Source organism: Saprospira grandis DSM 2844 (assembly GCF_000275825.1).
GTDB classification, from domain to species: Bacteria; Bacteroidota; Bacteroidia; order Chitinophagales; family Saprospiraceae; genus Saprospira; species Saprospira grandis_A.
The window spans coordinates 896,750-912,543 of record NZ_JH719942.1 but is presented as its reverse complement, the minus strand read 5'-3'; the positions used below and the strand labels follow the sequence as shown (position 1 = coordinate 912,543).

18 protein-coding genes and 1 tRNA gene are annotated in these 15,794 nt (G+C 46.3%); 11 read left to right on the top strand and 8 right to left on the bottom strand.

What is annotated here, in order from left to right; all coding sequences use genetic code 11:
* Window positions 1-84: 84 nt before the first annotated feature.
* Both SAPGRDRAFT_RS04250 and SAPGRDRAFT_RS04245 read left to right on the top strand, forming a co-directional pair.
* Entirely contained in the window at window positions 85-951 is an 867-nt protein-coding gene (locus tag SAPGRDRAFT_RS04250) for a glycosyltransferase family 2 protein (protein ID WP_002657470.1), read from the top strand.
* A gap of 2 nt (window positions 952-953) precedes the next feature.
* Window positions 954-1,709, top strand: a complete 756-nt coding sequence (locus tag SAPGRDRAFT_RS04245; protein ID WP_002657468.1) for a glycosyltransferase family 2 protein — start codon at window positions 954-956, stop codon at window positions 1,707-1,709.
* Window positions 1,710-1,872: 163 nt separating this feature from the next.
* On the opposite strand, the gene recO is transcribed toward SAPGRDRAFT_RS04245, so the two are convergent.
* Window positions 1,873-2,589 carry a DNA repair protein RecO gene (gene recO, locus SAPGRDRAFT_RS04240; protein ID WP_002657466.1) on the bottom strand — a complete coding sequence of 239 codons (717 nt, stop codon included), beginning with the start codon at window positions 2,587-2,589 and terminating at the stop codon, window positions 1,873-1,875.
* 310 nt (window positions 2,590-2,899) lie between these two features.
* Here recO and SAPGRDRAFT_RS04235 point away from each other — a divergent pair, with 310 nt between their 5' ends.
* The 7 genes from SAPGRDRAFT_RS04235 (at window position 2,900) to SAPGRDRAFT_RS04205 (ending at window position 10,108) form a co-directional block, all read left to right on the top strand.
* Window positions 2,900-3,562 (top strand): hypothetical protein, encoded by a 663-nt coding sequence (locus SAPGRDRAFT_RS04235; protein WP_253271260.1) that lies wholly within the window; start codon window positions 2,900-2,902, stop codon window positions 3,560-3,562.
* Window positions 3,563-3,573: 11 nt separating this feature from the next.
* Complete coding sequence (locus tag SAPGRDRAFT_RS04230) at window positions 3,574-4,137, top strand: hypothetical protein (protein ID WP_002657462.1); 564 nt, start codon at window positions 3,574-3,576, stop codon at window positions 4,135-4,137.
* An 8-nt stretch (window positions 4,138-4,145) separates the two neighbouring features.
* Window positions 4,146-4,949 carry a zinc ribbon domain-containing protein gene (locus tag SAPGRDRAFT_RS04225; protein ID WP_002657460.1) on the top strand — a complete coding sequence of 268 codons (804 nt, stop codon included), beginning with the start codon at window positions 4,146-4,148 and terminating at the stop codon, window positions 4,947-4,949.
* Between the two features lie 205 nt (window positions 4,950-5,154).
* Window positions 5,155-7,026, top strand: coding sequence for a peptidase M61 (locus SAPGRDRAFT_RS04220; protein WP_002657458.1), 1,872 nt, complete (start codon window positions 5,155-5,157; stop codon window positions 7,024-7,026).
* Between the two features lie 198 nt (window positions 7,027-7,224).
* Complete coding sequence (locus tag SAPGRDRAFT_RS04215; RefSeq protein WP_002657456.1) at window positions 7,225-7,620, top strand: Rid family detoxifying hydrolase; 396 nt, start codon at window positions 7,225-7,227, stop codon at window positions 7,618-7,620.
* A gap of 4 nt (window positions 7,621-7,624) precedes the next feature.
* Window positions 7,625-8,524, top strand: a complete 900-nt coding sequence (locus SAPGRDRAFT_RS04210; protein ID WP_002657454.1) for an FkbM family methyltransferase — start codon at window positions 7,625-7,627, stop codon at window positions 8,522-8,524.
* 195 nt (window positions 8,525-8,719) lie between these two features.
* Window positions 8,720-10,108: a dipeptidase gene (locus tag SAPGRDRAFT_RS04205; RefSeq protein WP_002657452.1), complete on the top strand. Its 1,389-nt coding sequence runs from the start codon at window positions 8,720-8,722 to the stop codon at window positions 10,106-10,108.
* A 201-nt stretch (window positions 10,109-10,309) separates the two neighbouring features.
* On the opposite strand, the gene SAPGRDRAFT_RS04200 is transcribed toward SAPGRDRAFT_RS04205, so the two are convergent.
* The 5 genes from SAPGRDRAFT_RS04200 to SAPGRDRAFT_RS04180 all read right to left on the bottom strand — a co-directional run bounded on the left by SAPGRDRAFT_RS04200 (window position 10,310) and on the right by SAPGRDRAFT_RS04180 (window position 13,739).
* A complete protein-coding gene (locus tag SAPGRDRAFT_RS04200; protein ID WP_002657451.1) occupies window positions 10,310-11,308 on the bottom strand; it encodes a CobW family GTP-binding protein in 999 nt (332 codons plus the stop codon).
* Between the two features lie 77 nt (window positions 11,309-11,385).
* A complete protein-coding gene (iscX, locus tag SAPGRDRAFT_RS04195; RefSeq protein ID WP_002657448.1) occupies window positions 11,386-11,625 on the bottom strand; it encodes a Fe-S cluster assembly protein IscX in 240 nt (79 codons plus the stop codon).
* Window positions 11,626-11,636: 11 nt separating this feature from the next.
* Entirely contained in the window at window positions 11,637-11,975 is a 339-nt protein-coding gene (locus SAPGRDRAFT_RS04190; protein ID WP_002657447.1) for a 2Fe-2S iron-sulfur cluster-binding protein, read from the bottom strand.
* Between the two features lie 283 nt (window positions 11,976-12,258).
* Complete coding sequence (locus SAPGRDRAFT_RS04185) at window positions 12,259-13,260, bottom strand: succinylglutamate desuccinylase/aspartoacylase domain-containing protein (RefSeq protein ID WP_002657445.1); 1,002 nt, start codon at window positions 13,258-13,260, stop codon at window positions 12,259-12,261.
* Window positions 13,261-13,283: 23 nt separating this feature from the next.
* The gene (locus SAPGRDRAFT_RS04180; protein ID WP_002657443.1) at window positions 13,284-13,739 is read right to left on the bottom strand and encodes a hypothetical protein; all 456 of its coding nucleotides are present in this window, start codon (window positions 13,737-13,739) and stop codon (window positions 13,284-13,286) included.
* 103 nt (window positions 13,740-13,842) lie between these two features.
* On the opposite strand from SAPGRDRAFT_RS04180, the gene SAPGRDRAFT_RS04175 reads away from it, so the two are divergent.
* On the top strand, window positions 13,843-14,364 hold the full coding sequence (locus SAPGRDRAFT_RS04175; protein ID WP_002657442.1) for a hypothetical protein: 522 nt from the start codon (window positions 13,843-13,845) through the stop codon (window positions 14,362-14,364).
* Window positions 14,365-14,602: 238 nt separating this feature from the next.
* Window positions 14,603-14,676 (top strand) — tRNA-Arg (locus SAPGRDRAFT_RS04165).
* Window positions 14,677-14,864: 188 nt separating this feature from the next.
* Here the strand turns inward: SAPGRDRAFT_RS04165 and SAPGRDRAFT_RS04160 are convergent.
* Together SAPGRDRAFT_RS04160 and SAPGRDRAFT_RS04155 are read right to left on the bottom strand one after the other, a co-directional pair.
* Window positions 14,865-15,197, bottom strand: a complete 333-nt coding sequence (locus tag SAPGRDRAFT_RS04160) for a hypothetical protein (protein WP_002657441.1) — start codon at window positions 15,195-15,197, stop codon at window positions 14,865-14,867.
* A gap of 3 nt (window positions 15,198-15,200) precedes the next feature.
* Window positions 15,201-15,689 (bottom strand): hypothetical protein, encoded by a 489-nt coding sequence (locus SAPGRDRAFT_RS04155; protein ID WP_002657438.1) that lies wholly within the window; start codon window positions 15,687-15,689, stop codon window positions 15,201-15,203.
* Between the last annotated feature and the right edge of the window lie 105 nt (window positions 15,690-15,794).

The window sequence follows — 15,794 nt, the reverse complement described above, 5'->3', positions numbered from 1 at the left end:
AAAAGACCTCTTCTAGCTACTGCTATTAGAGGTCCTTTTTTTGTACCTTTGCCCCATTAAAGGACCCATCTAATCCTAATAGTTATGAAAGTTACCGGTATCAGCTTTGTCAGAAATGCAGTTAAATTTGATTACCCCATCCTCGAAGCTATCCAATCCATACTCCCGCTCTGCGATGAGTTTATCCTTGTCTGTGGCAACTCAGAAGATGGGACCGAAGAACTCCTAGCCCAAATTAAAGACCCCAAACTCAAAATTATTCCCTCAGTCTGGGATGATAGCCTCCGCGAAGGCGGGAAGGTCCTAGCCGTAGAAACCAACAAAGCCCTAGATGCCGTTAGCCCCGATAGCGATTGGGTGTTCTACCTCCAAGGCGATGAGGTGCTGCACGAGAAGTTTATCCCTACCGTCCGCCAAGCCATGGAAAAATACCTAGACGATAAAGAGGTCCAAGGCCTACTCTTCAATTATCAACATTTTTGGGGCTCCTACAATTATGTGGCCGACTCCCGAAAATGGTACCGCCGAGAAATCCGACTGGTCCGAAATGATAAAAATATTCGCTCTTATAAGGATGCTCAAGGCTTCAGAACTAGAGCGGACGAAAAACTAAAGGTCAAGCTCATCCCCGCCGATATCTATCACTACGGCTGGGTGCGCCCCCCAGAAAAACAAATCCAAAAACGCCTCTCTTCTAACCGCTTCTGGCATTCCGATGAATGGATCGAGAAGAATATGCAAAAAGAAGGAGAATACGATTATTCCGAAATCGACTCCGTGAAACGCTTTGAAGGTACCGCCCCAAAAGTGATGGAGCAACGCCTCAAACGCCTACATTGGGAGTTCTCTCCCAATCCCCCAAAACTCTCTCTCAAAGAACGCCTCTCCAGAATAATCGAAAATATAACAGGAAAAAGAGTAGGCGAGTACCAAAATTATAAAATTATCTAATTATGCGCCCGCTTACTGTACTCATTCCCACCTTCAATGAAGCCGATAATCTCCGCGCATTATTGCCTCTGCTCAGCTGGGCCGATGAACTGCTAATCGTCGATTCTTTTAGTACGGATGATACTTTAGAACTGGCCCAAAAAGCCGGCGCCCGAATTATTCAAAGAGAATACGGAAATTCCGCTAGCCAGAAAAATTGGGCCATCCCCCAAGCCAAAAATGAATGGATTCTGCTGCTCGATGCCGATGAACGCCCTAGCGAAAACCTAACAGCCGAAATTAAGGCCATCATGAACCAAGCCGAAGACCCCCAAGGCCCTATCGCCTACTGGATGGGCCGCGATAACCATTTTATGGGACAGGCGGTCCGCTTTTCAGGCTGGCAAAATGATGCAGTCATCCGATTTTTTAAACGAGACCTTTGCCGCTATGAAGAAAAAGAAGTACATGCCGAAATTATCACGAAGGGAAAAGTCGCTTGGCTAAAGGGCCGCCTTTTGCACTATACCTTCAAAAGTATACACCACTTTATGGCCAAAATGGAGCGCTACGCCCATTGGTCCGCCAGCGATTATGCCAGCAAAACCCCAAAAGTAGGCTTTTTTCACCTCTACCTCAAACCCGCTTTCCGCTTCTTCAAACACTACATCATCCAACAGGGCTTCCGCGACGGCAAACTGGGCTTTATCGTCTGCAAATTACTGGCCTGGGGCGTGTTTATGCGCTATGTGATCCTCCTAGAAAAAAGGGGACATTAGTGGTTTTGGGGCCTCCGCAGCAAAGCTGCGGCGCTACGCTTTGGGGCTCGCAGGTCTGCTCGGCCCTTCGGCGCCTGCGGCGCCTCGGTCTGGCCTGACGGCCACCCCGCCGCATCGCTAGGCCAAAAAAAGAGGCCCTTCGGGCCTCGAGCTAAAACGCAATTTAGCCCATAATCTGCTTGAGAACCTCCCAACTTTTAAGCTGGAAATTGGGCAAATGATAGCGATAAAATAAAATCATTTGCTCAATAAAATGTTGCCGCTTGATGCGGTTGAGCTTTAACTCCGCCAACTGATGCCGACCCAAACGCAGGAGTTGGTCCAATATCTGACTGCTTTCTTCATCAAAATGATAGGGGTGCAAGGGCTTTTCTTGCACAAACTCTCCCTCTTTATAATCAAAAATAGGAGAGGTGCTAGGGCTGGGGCAAAAACCCAATTCTGCCGAAAAATGGACCATAAAATGCAGATGCAAATTGGCCCAGGCGGGACTCTCTTTTTGGTCCAACTGATTAAAGTAAACCCACAAAAAATTATAGAGCTCTTCTTGTGGCCCCTCTTCTTGTAGGCCTTTTTGGGCCAACTCTACCATGAAAAGGGCCATATTAGAGCGGGCAATATCAAAGGGAATGATTTGGTAGATGTAGCTAGGCCGAATCTCCTTGACCTTATTGAGGTCTCGCTCCTCATTATGATAAACCACTAATTCTACCCAAGACATGGGCCGCAAAAGCGCCTTGGTAATTTTGGCTTTGGGCTTGCGCACGCCATGCACCATATAAGAGCGGCGACCAAGTTCACGGCTAAATAGATCGCAGATGACGCTACTCTCGCTATAATCTACAGTGCGTAGCACTAGGCCTTCAATTTGTTTGAGCATAAATGGAAATTTGGTCCAAAAGGAGATAATTTGCGTCTGGCAGGGCGCGAAGCGCCCGCAGGCTGAGGGATGGAAAGTGGGGCGGCGCAGCCGCAGACCCAAGTTTTTGAGCGTAGCGAAAAAACTGCAGGGCCGAGCAGACCTGCGAGCCACGACACAGCCCGACCCGACCATAGGAAGGGGCAGCCCCAAAACTAGATCAAAATAAAGTTATAAAATGGGGAGCAGACAAAAAAATAAAAAAAAAGCAGTCCTGCGCCCAAGCTTTCGTATCTTTGCGGCACTTAACGAAAATAGTAAAACGAGAAATATGTTATCCTTCATTCAATTTTTCACTTTTCAGCGACAGTTAATTTTGTTTTTTGCCTGTTTGGCCTTAACCATAGGGCTTTGGCCGACGGTAGGTTTTGCTTGGGCTTGGATGCCTTTATTGGTGGTAATAATCTTGTTGGTTAAGCACTTTTTGATTGGTACTGTGAATGCGGCGGCCATGAAAATGCAGATTGGCGATACCGAGGGGGCCGAAAAAGTGTTGGCTTATACGATTAAGCCAGACTGGTTGCAATTTGGTTATCATGGGATGTACTACTTTATTCGTTCGGGTTTGGCTTTGCAGAAAGGCGAGACCAAAAAATGCGAAAAATTGGCCAATCAGGCCATGAAGTTGGACCTACCTGATGACATTCGAGCAATGCTCTACTTGCAGCTTATTAATGTGCAGGGCATGTATTTGCAAAAAATGGTCACAGACAGTCAGCGTCGTCCTTATATGATGAAAATGAAAGAATATTTGGAGACGGCCAAGAAGTTGAACGTTAGTAATCCGCAGGTCAAAGAGAACATCAAAGAGATTGATTTGATGTTGAAAGGGCAGCATGAGATGCAGCGGCAGGCCATGAAAGGTGGCCGTGGTGGCATGAAAGGGCAGATGCAAGGCTATATGAAAAGAGGAGGAGGCCGTAAGCGCCGATAAAAAGAAAGTTTATGTTTTTTAATCCGAGATTGCGTTTTATACTCATCTTCTCCTTATTTGCGGCGGGAGTGGTGGCCCTCTTATTAGGTTTTGGGCCTACGATTAGTATTTTGAGTTGGGGATTTGCCATTTTGCTGCTTTTGGGTTATTTTCTATTTGGTCATATCAATGGGGCGCTTTTTGCTTTGAAAGCGGGCAAAATAGAGCAGGCGGAAAAGTACTTGGCGGCCACGCATAAAGTAGATTGGTTATTGGCTTCTCATCGGGCCTACTACTTTTTTTGTCAGGGCCTAATTGCCATTTATAAGAGCCAAGAAAAGGGGATGGACCAAAAAGAGCGCTTTGCATTTTTGGAAAAAGGCGAGCAGCAATTGTTGCAAGCCATTGATTTGGGGATGCGCCGCAAGGCCGAAAAAGCCATGTCTTACCTCAATTTGGCCCATATTGCCTATTATCGCTCCGAAAAGGCCAAGGCTGAAGAATACGCCCAATTATTGGCCGAACATTTAACCGAAGACCTGCACCTCAAGAAAGGATATGAGGACCTACAGCAGGCTATTGCTAAAATGCCCTAAAGAGAATTATGGCGCAAAGCTGCATACATTGTCAGGCCGAATTGCCCGCCCGCAGTCGTTTTTGTTCGCTCTGCGGGGGCATGCAATGGCCCATAGATTTTAAAGATTTGGCCCGGCTGCCTCAGCAGCTTAAAGGGGCCTTTTTCTTATATATGCAAGAAGAAGGGCAGGATTTGGGCCTAAAGGCCGTGGATTTGGGCCAAGAAGATGGTTTTCGGCTGCGCTATTTAGAAGAGCGCCTGCTGCAACTGGCCTATTGGATAGAGCAACAAGACCCCAGCCAGCAAGAAGAACTTCGGGCCATTAGTGAAGAAATAGATTGGCAATTTAGAGGCTGGGCCGAAGCCTACTTTTTGCAGGAAGGTCGAGAGCAACTGCCGCAGGCCCTGCCCCAAAGCCTACAGAGCTACCAACAAATGCAAAGAGGCGAAAGCTGTAACCTTAGGACATTAATCGCCAATTACCTGCAAAGCGATAAATTGCCCTATGCCCATAGTTGGCAGGCCATAGATTGGCCCAAAAAACTGAAAACAGCTGGCCGAAAATTCTTTTCGGCCCTAGGCCAAGAAGAACTCCTCTTTTTCTTAGACCCCTCTATGCGACAATTGGGCCGCCGAGGGTTTATCCTTACGCCCAAAGGCCTATATTGGCGACAATCGATGAGCCAAGGCCGTAGCGCTCGCTTTAGCCTGCAAGCCGAACTGCAACTGAAAAAACAGATCTTGTACATTAATGGGCAAGTCTTTGACGTTCAGGCCAAACTTAACTTCAACCTCTACTTTCTCTTTAAACGCTTGGCACTTTTGTCCTAAATGCCGTTAACTTTGGTTTATTAATTGCCTAGCTAAAAGAAGAGACGCCTAACTCAGTCTAAAAAACTAAAGCTTTAGGCGAAAAAGTCGAGAGGTATACTCCCATTTTAGTATTTTATTTGAGTTTTTATCTCTTTTGTTAATAGACCTATAACACACCTGATTTTGTCTGAATGGATGTTCCGTTCACTAAAAACAAATTTTTATGAACAAGCTCTTTACTGCTCTGCTGCTCTTTTTCGGGAGCCTGAGCCTAATGGCGCAAGATGATGATATTTATAAGTATGAAGTAGACCTCAATGAAGTCATTGCGGACCAAGTAAAGGTAAGCCTGCAGGTGCCTAGTTCGGTCCAAAAAGATGAGGTGACTTTCTATTTTCCCCGAATCATTCCCGGAACTTACGAAATTCATGATTATGGCCAGTTTATCAATAACCTTGAAGCCTTTGATAGCCGAGGTAAAAAACTTAAGGTGAATCGTATTGATAAGAATACCTGGAAAATCAAAAAAGCCAAACGCCTAGAAAAAATTACCTACCTAGTAGAAGATATCTGGGATGCCAAACTAAAAGAACCCCTCTTTGAGCCTGCCTGTACCAACTTTGAGGCAGGTAAGGTCTTTTTTATCAATAATAACGGACTCTTTGGCTTCTTTGAAGGTAAAGAGAAACTTAAGTTTGAACTGACCTTCAATCGACCCAATGATTTTTATGCAAGTACCTCTTTGCGCAGAATCGGCGGCGATTTTGATACCGATATTTTTCGCGCCTCCGATTATGGCGACCTAGTCGATGCCCCAATCCTTTACAGCAATCCCGATACGGTCAATTTTAAGTTGGGCTATGGAGATATCCAAATTTCAGTCTACTCGCCCAATAAAAAAGCCACGGCCAAAGATATTGCCGATAAAATCCGCCCCATGCTAGAGGCCCAAAATAAATATTTGGGCAATATGCTCCCCGTAGATCGCTACCATTTTCTTATCTATCTTTCGCCCAATGGCTACCCCTCGGGCTCTATTGGTGCCCTAGAGCATCCTCGATCTTCTATGTTCTGCCTAGCCGAGGAAAAAGTAGATCGCATTGGCGAGCTAGTAGTCAATATTGCCTCTCATGAGTTTTTCCATATTGTAACCCCCCTCTATATCCAATCGGAGGAGATTTACAATTTTAATTATATGAACCCCAAAATGTCTAAACACCTTTGGCTTTATGAAGGGGTGGTAGAGTATATGGCCCACCATATGCAATGCCAATATGGCCTGAAAACACAGGAGGAGTTTATGGACAAACTCTGCGAAAAGGTGCAAACCTCTACTCGCTATAAGGCCGGTATTCCCCTAGCCGAAATGAGTAAGAAATGCCTCGAAAAAAGCTTTAATAGCCAATACAATAATATCTATTATAAGGGGGCACTAACCGCTATGTGCTTCGATCTAGAACTGATTCGCCTTTCAGAAGGACAATACGATCTAACGATGCTCCTTCGCGATCTATCTGCCTATTATGGCCAAGATAATCCTTTCCAAGATGTAGAACTCTATGATAAGATTATCGAAATTACAGGCTTTCCACAGCTCCAGAAGTTCTTTGATAAGTATGTGGAAGGTACCGAAATGCTCGACTACAATAAGTTTCTCGAACCCTATGGCGTAGAGTACTTTAAGGAGGCCCCCGTGCTAGAAATGTCTCCCCTAGGTGGCCTAGAAAATGGCGCTCTCCGAACCGATACCCTTGGCCGCTTCTATATGGCCAAAGCCGAAAAACTAGATGAGTTTGGTAGCAAATATATGGGCCTCAAAAATGGCGATGTGATCCTGTCTTGGAACGATAAAAGCTTTACGCCCAAAACCGCCTCGGCCATCCTATTTACCTATATGCAGGGCCTCAAAGTAGGCGACCCTCTAGCCATTCGCATCCTCCGCCCCGATGGCGAAGGCAATTACAAGGAAATGACTTTGGAGACCGAAATCGCCAAAATCAAAATGATGAAAAAACATGTCTTCAAGATTAAAGAGAAGATGAGGGAGGAACAAGAAAAACGCTTCAAACGCTGGCTCGAACCACAAATTAAATAAGAAAAGGGAGGACTACGGTCCTCTTTTTTTTGCTTTGGGGCGGCCACCGCTATGGTTACTCCCTTCGGTCGTCGAACTGCGGACTAAAGTCCTTGTTGTCGCCGCTCGCAGGCGGCTTCGCCGCCTATCTGGACCAAAAACTTTTGCAGCTTGCCCCAACTTCCTTATCTTTCGCTTCTACCAATGATAACTAAGAAAATGAAAAAAATTATCCATACCGATCAAGCGCCTGCGGCAGTGGGCCCCTACAGCCAAGCCGTTGCGGCCAATGGCTTTTTGTTTCTTTCTGGCCAAATTGCAATTGATCCCGCTACTCAAGAACTTAAGGTCCATGGAACGATCCAAGAGGAGACCAAACAGGTGATGAATAATATGCTGGCAGTACTGGCCGAAGCAGGTCTTGGTCCAGAACAGCTCGTAAAATGTAGCATCTTCATGAAGGATATGAATGATTATGCAGCTATCAATGCGGTTTATGCTAGCTATTTTGAAGGCATTGCGCCCCCAGCTAGAGAGGCGGTGCAAGTGAGCCGCCTGCCCAAGGATGTACGGGTCGAGATTTCTGCCTTTGCTGCCTACCCTCAAGAGAAATAGCTAAATGAACATGCTAGAACAATTGCAAGAAGTGGCCAATTTGGCCCAAGCTAGCAAATGGAAACGCCTGCAAAAACGTCCTTTGGGCTATATCTTGGCCCAATTGCGCAGACGGCTTTTCCCAAAGGGAGAATGGACCGTGCAAGCCAATACCTTCTGGGGCCCAAAGATGCAGTTGCTACTGCCCGCTAGTTTGGATATTTATCTGACAGGAGGAAAAACGCATGATTCTGAAATTCGCCTGGCTCGTTGGCTCATCCAAGAGCTAAAAGCCGAAGATCAGTTTTTGGATATTGGGGCGCATTATGGCTACTTTTGTCTGCTGGCCGCTCATTTGGTGGGGCCCAAGGGCCAGGTGCAAGCCTTTGAGGCGGCCTCGACCACCTTTAGGATATTGGCCCAAAATGCCGCCGAGCTTCCTCAACTGAAGCCAAACAATAAGGCGGTGGCCCAAAAAGCGGCTACCCTCAAATTTTATGAGTTTAGCAACAAACATTCTGAGTATAACAGCCTACATTTAGAGCAATTTGAGGGCGAAGATTGGTTTGCCCAAGATCCGCCTAAGGTCCACGATATTGAGGCCGTTTGCCTAGATGATTATCTGCTGCCCAGCGCTTTTCGGCCAAAATTGATTAAAATTGATGTGGAAGGGGCCGAATATGAGGTTTTGTCTGGGGCCAAGGCGTTTTTGAGCGCTCATTCGCCCAAAATTGCCATGGAGTATTTGGCTGCTAGCCGCGACAATGCCCCGCATTTGGCAGCCCAATCGCTTTTGGCAGAGCTGGCTTATTTTCCCCATATTATCTGCGCTTCGGGCCATTTGGAGCGGCTAAATAGCTCGGTAGAAGATTACCTTCAGCGGAAGGGAGAAGACTCGGATAATATTGTCTTTGTGAAGGCCTAATTGGTCCAATTGCAGGGGACAGGGCGCGAAGCGCCCGCAGGCTGAGGGATGGACAGCAGTGGCCGAAGGCCAGACCTAGCTTTTGAGCGTAGCGAAAAAGCGCAGGGCCGAGCGAACAGCGAGCTGCGACACAGCCCGACCCGAGCCGATAGGCGAGGGGCAGCCCCAAAAAAAATAGAAAAACAACAACAACTTATGTCTGTAAAACAATTTATTGAAAAGGATAAGGACCGTTTGTTAGAGGAGCTGATGGCTCTTTTGCGGATTCCTTCTGTGAGTGCCGATTCTGCATATAAAAAAGATATGCTTTCGGCTGCGGAGTTTTTGAAAATCAAGCTGTTAGAGGCGGGAGTGGATAGCGTGGAAATTTGTTCCACTGCGGGCCACCCCATTGTCTATGCCGAGAAAATCATGGACCCTAGCTGGCCTACGGTTTTGGTTTATGGCCATTATGATGTGCAGCCAGCAGACCCCATTGAGCTTTGGGAATCTGGACCATTTGAGCCCATTATTAAGCCCACTGACCGCCATCCTGAGGGGGCAATTTTTGCCCGTGGCGCCTGTGATGATAAGGGGCAGATGTACATGCATGTCAAGGCCTTTGAGTACATGATGCGGGAGCAAAAAATGTATTGCAATGTCAAGTTTATGATTGAGGGGGAAGAGGAAGTTGGTTCGCCAAATTTGGGTCCTTTTATGCGTGAAAATCAGGAGCGTTTGGCTTGTGATGTCATTCTCATTTCTGATACTTCTATGTTGGGCAATGAGAGTCCTTCTATGACTTCGGGTTTGCGTGGATTGAGCTATGTGGAAGTGGAAGTGACTGGCCCAAATCGCGATTTGCATTCGGGAACTTATGGGGGTGCTGTGGCCAATCCCATCAATATTTTGGCTAAAATGATTGCTTCTTTGCAAGATGAGGAGGGCCGAATTACGGTAGAGGGTTTTTATGATGATGTGTTGGAGGTTTCTGCTGAGGAGCGGGAGGCCATGGCCCAAGCGCCTTTTGATTTGGCCGATTATAAGGCTAAATTGGGCATTGGTGATGTGTCTGGAGAGGCTGGATTCTCAACTATGGAGCGGGCTTCTATTCGCCCAACCCTCGATGTGAACGGCATTTGGGGCGGTTATATTGGAGAAGGGGCCAAAACGGTTTTGCCTTCAAAAGCTTATGCCAAAATTTCTATGCGTTTGGTACCCAACCAAAGTTCTGAGCAAATCACGGCCCTATTTAAGAAGCATTTTGAGGCCCTTGCGCCTGCTTCGGTCAAGGTGGTGGTGAATCCTCATCATGGTGGAGAGCCGGTTTTGACGCCCACCGATGGCATTGAGTTTCAGGCGGCGGCCAAGGCCTATGCGCAAACCTTTGGCAAGCGGCCCATTCCTTTGAGAGCGGGCGGAAGCATTCCGATTGTGGCTCTTTTTGAGGAGATTTTGGGGGCTAAAACGGTCATGATGGGCTTTGGTCTAGACACCGACGCCATTCACTCGCCCAATGAGCATTTTGGAGTATTCAATTACTTCAAAGGAATTGAAACCTTGCCTTATTTCTATGAGCATTTCCGTGCGATGAAGGAGGCTTAGGATCTTTTTTTGGGGCTGCCCCTTCCTTTGGTCGGGTCGCTCCACTTCGCAGCTCGCAGGTTTGCTCGGCCCTGCAGCGCTTTCAGCGCTTTGGTCTGCCGCCTTTGGCGGCCCTGCTCCGGCAGCTCAGCCTGCGGGCGCTTTGCGCCCTGTTCCATCCAAAAGAAAGGCCCAGAACTCGATGTTCTGGGCCTTTTCTATTTAGAAGCTAGTTTCTAGGGCCAGCAATTGTTTGAGGCTTTTTTCTAGAATATCCTTGCGCAGGTTTTTGCCAATAAAGACAATTCGGCTTTGGCGGGCTTTGTCTTCGGGCCAGTCTTCGCCTAATTGGAGGGCAAAAGATTTTCGGACCGATTGCAGGACCATTTTTTTATCTTGCCATTGCACCCAAAGTACGCCCTTCACTCGATAAATGCCTTCTCCTTGTAGCATGAGGAGTACTTGCAGCCAATGTCGAAGTTTGAGCAGGTCAAAGGGTTGGTCAAAAATAAAGCTATGCGTGACTAAATCGCCTTGCTCATGATGATGATGATGGTGGCTGCCGTGGCTGCAAGTTTTGGGTTGATGTTGGGCCTTTAGCTTTTCTTCTACAGAAGCGAAGGCATAGGCTTGTAGGTCCAGAAGGTTTCGTTCTGTTTTGCCATAATCGGCCTCCATGATTTCGGCTAGGGGATTGAGCTTTTTAAGGCCTGCCTTGCTTTGCTCCAATTGTTCTGCGGAGACGCTAGACTTTTTATTGAGCAAAATGAGGTCGGCAAAGGCGAGTTGGCGTTTGGCTTCTTCTCTTTCGGCTAGGCTTTCTAGGGTATATTTTGCATCGGCTAGGCAGATGACGGCATCCAATTGAAAATAGGCTTGGACCGAGGCATCGGCTACAAAGGCGGCGGCGATGGCGTCGGGTTCGGCAATGCCGGTAGTTTCAATAAGGAGATGATCAAACTCGTAATTTCCGTTGAGGAGTTTGGCTAGGGTCTCGATTAATTCATCATTGAGGTTGCAGCAAATACAGCCATTAGAGAGTTCAAATATTTGGTCATCTCCACGGACGACTAAATCTTGGTCGATGCCTAATTCGCCAAATTCATTTTCAATGATGGCGAGTTTTTTCTCGGGATAGCGTTGGATGAGTTCGTTGAGCAGGGTAGTTTTTCCGCTGCCCAAAAAGCCCGTAATAATAGTTACTGGAATGCGGTTATCCATAATTGTATCTTTTGTTAATTAGAGCTGTTGTTTATGGGCAAAAAAGGCCACAGCAAATAGCTGTGGCCTTTTTTATTTTATTGGTTATCTCTCCATTCGTAGACCCATTTGGCTTGAATTTGTTCGAGGTGGCCCTCATTACAATCTTCGCGTTTGCCCACAAAATTGGGGAGGTCTAGCACCCATTCGATGAGGTCAGTAAAGCGGATGCGATAAATTTTGGATTCGGGAAAATCGTCGCCAAATTTATCATAAAGGCCCATGGCGATATCTTCATAATCGGTCCAATGGATAGGCAGGTTAAGTTCAAAACTCATGATAGCTCAATTTAGTGTTCATGTCCAATAATGCGGCCTTGATCGGGGACCAAGACCTCGATAACGGCATCATCTTCTTGGATAATGCACTGGCAGGCGAGTCTAGACTCGATGCGGGGGTCTAGGGCTCTATCAATAAAGTCTTCTTCTTGGTCTGAGATTTCGGGCAGTTTATCTTCGCCTTCTTCAATATAAACGTGGCAGGTACTACAGGCGCAGACTCGGCCACAGTTATGGTTGATATGAATGCCGTTATCATCAGCCAATTCGGAGATATTATCGCCTAGGCTGGCTTCTAATTCCTTGGGGGGAATATTAGGGTCTTCGAAAGTAAATTTTACAATAGCCATATTATAGCGGATCAAATATTTTTTGGTGGTATGAAATGCTAGGCGGCTTGGCCGCCTTGGCCGTCAGGCCAGATGGCCTAGCGCTGTGGAGGGGGGGCCGTTAGGCCAGACCGAAGTGCGCAGCACTGAAGGGCCGAGCAAGCTTGCGAGCCCCGCAACATAGCGCCGCAGCTTTGCTGCGGAGGCCCCAAAAGATCGGCATGATTAGCTTTTTCTTCTTGGGAGCGCAAAGTTAACAAGACTAAATCAAAATAGTTCTTTTTGGGGGCTAAACTTGGGGGAGTTAGGCATTGAGAATAGTTTTTGGAATTTTTCGGCCCAATTTGGGGGCAGAGAGGTCCAGATCTTCAATGATAAAGAAGCCGTCATTGCCTTGTTTTTGGTAGAGTGGCATAAGGATGAGGCCATTGAGGGGGGAGTAGATGGGGCCATTTTTATCTTCGGCCAGCAATTCTCCTTTATAGATGGGGTCAAAATTGCGATAAATTTTGTCGCTGCGCATTCTAAAGTCATCGCCTTGATGGATGCGGTGGCAGTGGGCTAGGCGGCCTTCTTTGGGCAGTCCTTGATTTTCTTCGCTCAGGCGGAGTTCGTGTTTCATTTCGATATCTGCGGCATAGAAGCCTCCCATAGCGGTAAAGCATTGGATGATGGCGGAGACGGCATGGCCGACAGAAGAGAGGCTATCGTGTTGGCCGGCTTCGAAGCAGATCGAAGTGAGTTGATGTTTGGGGAAATTTTTCTGGCGAAAATAGTGGAGGATCGTCCCTTCTAGGCCATCGAGAAAACCGTGTAGGAGCGGGGCGTGGATATTGAGGCCTAGGGCTCTAGAGTTATCGTCGGCAGAGGGGATGAGGAACATGCCGCCCTTGGCGGTGGTGGTATGCAGATCGAGTAGAACGACCTGTTCATCTGGATGTTGGTCCATGAGGGCCTGAATAGTTTCCAGCAGTCCTTTCAGTTCTTTTTCCTCTTGAGATTTGAGTTGATCTAGGGGGCTATTTTGGATTTGTTTCACTCGTTCATCGGTCCAGATGCGATTAAAATCTTCATCGATAAATCGTTGGCCAGAGGCAATAGCGGCCAGATTTCCTCTTAGGGCGACAATTCGGCCTCGGTAGTCAAAGTCTGCTTTATTTTGATACTCTTGGTCAATGCGTTGAAAGAGTTCATGGACGGCGTAGTAGCCGGCGGGTTCGTTGCCATGGACCTGGGTAAGAATAAGCAAAAGCGGCCCTTTTTCAGAGCCGCTGCGTTCGCCCAGAATGCGCGAAATTTGAGTCATAATCGTCTAATATTTTTCGGGCATTAACTGCCTTCGTAGTAATCAGCTTCCTTGAGGATATAGATCAGGCGGAGGGGGTCTTCGCTATTGAGTTTGAGTTTTCCTTTAAGCGTGATTGGTTTATCTATGCGGTAGATAATGGGCGTTTTGGCATCGATTTCAATAACTGATTCGGGGCCGGCGCCGCCACAAAAAAAGCAAGAGCTATAGGGGAATGCCGAGAGGGTCATGCGGCCTCCGCTAAGGTCGGCGGGAATCACATAGCCTTTGAGGATGATCTCCTTGCCATTTAGTTTTTTGATGCTTCTATTAAAAACTGGTGTATAGATCAGGGTTCCGCTTTCGATATCAATTTTTGATTTATACTTCACTTTGCTCAGTACTTTCCAAAAGTGGAGGCCATCAGAAGGGTTTTGGGCCAAAAGGCCGCTGCCTAAGCCTGCCAATAGAAAGCTGAATACTAGTGCTAAGGATTTCATTTTGTAGTAGTTTTAAGTTCCGTCTGCGGAAGTTTACAAAAGTAATGATTTATTCCTAGATTTAAAATCTAGTATTGTATTGCCAAAATCCATTCCCAAAATTATGCAGATCGAAGAACTCATTGTCTTGCTTCATCAGGATCCCCTGGCCCTTTTCTTTTATTTTTTGCTATTGCCTTTTGTGGCCTTGCTGCTCAATATTATTTCGGGTCCATCGCCAGCCTCTAGCGCCTATGGCTATATGTATTCCTCCTTGGTTTATGGCACGGCTATTCCGGCCCTTATTTCTGGGGTTTTTTGGCTCTACAGCATCATGATGAATCAAGAAAATCTATTAGAACTGAGTTTTAGCGTTTATTATTTGCCCTTAATATCGGCGGTCATTGTATTTCTGATTCTCCGAAAAAAAGGCCTAAACATGAAGGTGCTGCCTTGGTTTGGCGAGCTCTACGAACTACTCATTACGGCGGCTTTGGCCCTGGGTCTGCTTCTTTTGCTCATGCACAAAATGGTCCTTCCTTTTCAAAAGCTTTGGCAAATTGGGCTTTCGTTTTTTCTCTTTTTCTTGGTCTTCAAATTCCTCTGGGAGTACGGTCAGCAGGTATTTCGCTCTTCTGTTCGATAATTATTTTGGGGCCCGCGGCCGGCTCGGCTTCGCCTTGCTTGGCCGCCGCTATGCTTCGGGGCTCGCAGGTCTGCTCGGCCCTTCGCAAAACTTCGCTAGCGCTCGTTTTGCTCGGTCTGGCCTTCGGCCACCCGCTCCGCAGCGCTGGGCCAATAGGGCCTGGGGGAAGGGTTTTGCTTAAAAAAAAGGTAAAATATTTGGTGGTTTAATTAAAAGTTGCCATATTTGCGCTGCAGTTGGCTCCATAGCTCAACTGGATAGAGCATCTGCCTTCTAAGCAGACGGTTGCAGGTTCGAGTCCTGCTGGAGTCACAAAAGCAGCTAGTGAAAACTAGCTGCTTTTTTTGTTTTAGCCTATCTGTCAGGGGTTTATCCGCTATTTTTGCGCATTACTGCGGTCTTGGAAAAAAGCCCAAATTCGCCTTGTTTTTAGGGGGTGTTGTACCGAGGTTATAGTGAGATGGGGGATAAAAAAAAGCGGCCTTAAGGCCGCTTTTGGTTTATCTCAAATCCTCAGATAATTCATCTATATAGGGGTAGACCCCTATTTTATTTTCAAACATATAACTGCCTACAGTAAATCCCCTTTCATGAAAGACAAAACTAGCTTTTCTTAGCCCCATCATTTTGTAGGCTTCGCTTCCTTCTTCAATCCATCTCCCTTTATACTTCCCCGGAAATTTACGGGGAATATTTGTGCTAGTTACTTTCACTGCATAACTTGAGTCGTTGTATTTTTCTACAATAACAACAGGCCGTCTTTTGGTTTCAAGACGCTCTTCATAAAATACGGCACAGATGACGACATCACCAACTTCAAAGGAGAAACTCATATATTATTGAGGTAAATCTGGATGATAACTTAAGTAGGCTTGGTCTGTGTCCTCATCATCTAAATCATCAAAAAAATCCTTAATGCGTTTCGACTCTTTGAAAAATGTTGCTTGATCTACCTTTTCGGGAGTAGGAAATAAAACTACAGCTAATTTTTCCTTGATTTCAAGGAGTAGCTTTTGTGTTTGTAGGGCTTTTTTGATTACTCGACCCTCCAAAAAATGATAAGAACTAGAGGCTTGGAGTTGAATGTCTTCTTTAGAGAGCTTTTGGGCCACCAAGTAGAGTTTGTGATATTCTTTAGCTTGTTTTTCTGAGCTAATTTTAGCCTCAATGCCAGCACTTAATTTAGAGAGCTTTTTATTCACTCTGTTGATAATGAAAATTAAAAGCAGGCGCTCTACCCAACTTATACTAGATGCTGTAGATGCCTCATCAGAAAGCGAATCTAATATACTTTTAGACCTTCCATATTGAATTGATAAATCCATAGTATATAAAGTTTTTACTGCTTAATTATGCACTTTAAACGATAAGCACTTAGCTTGAGTTTTTTAGCCTTTGGGAAAAGTAGAATTTTAACTAAAGTACAACTA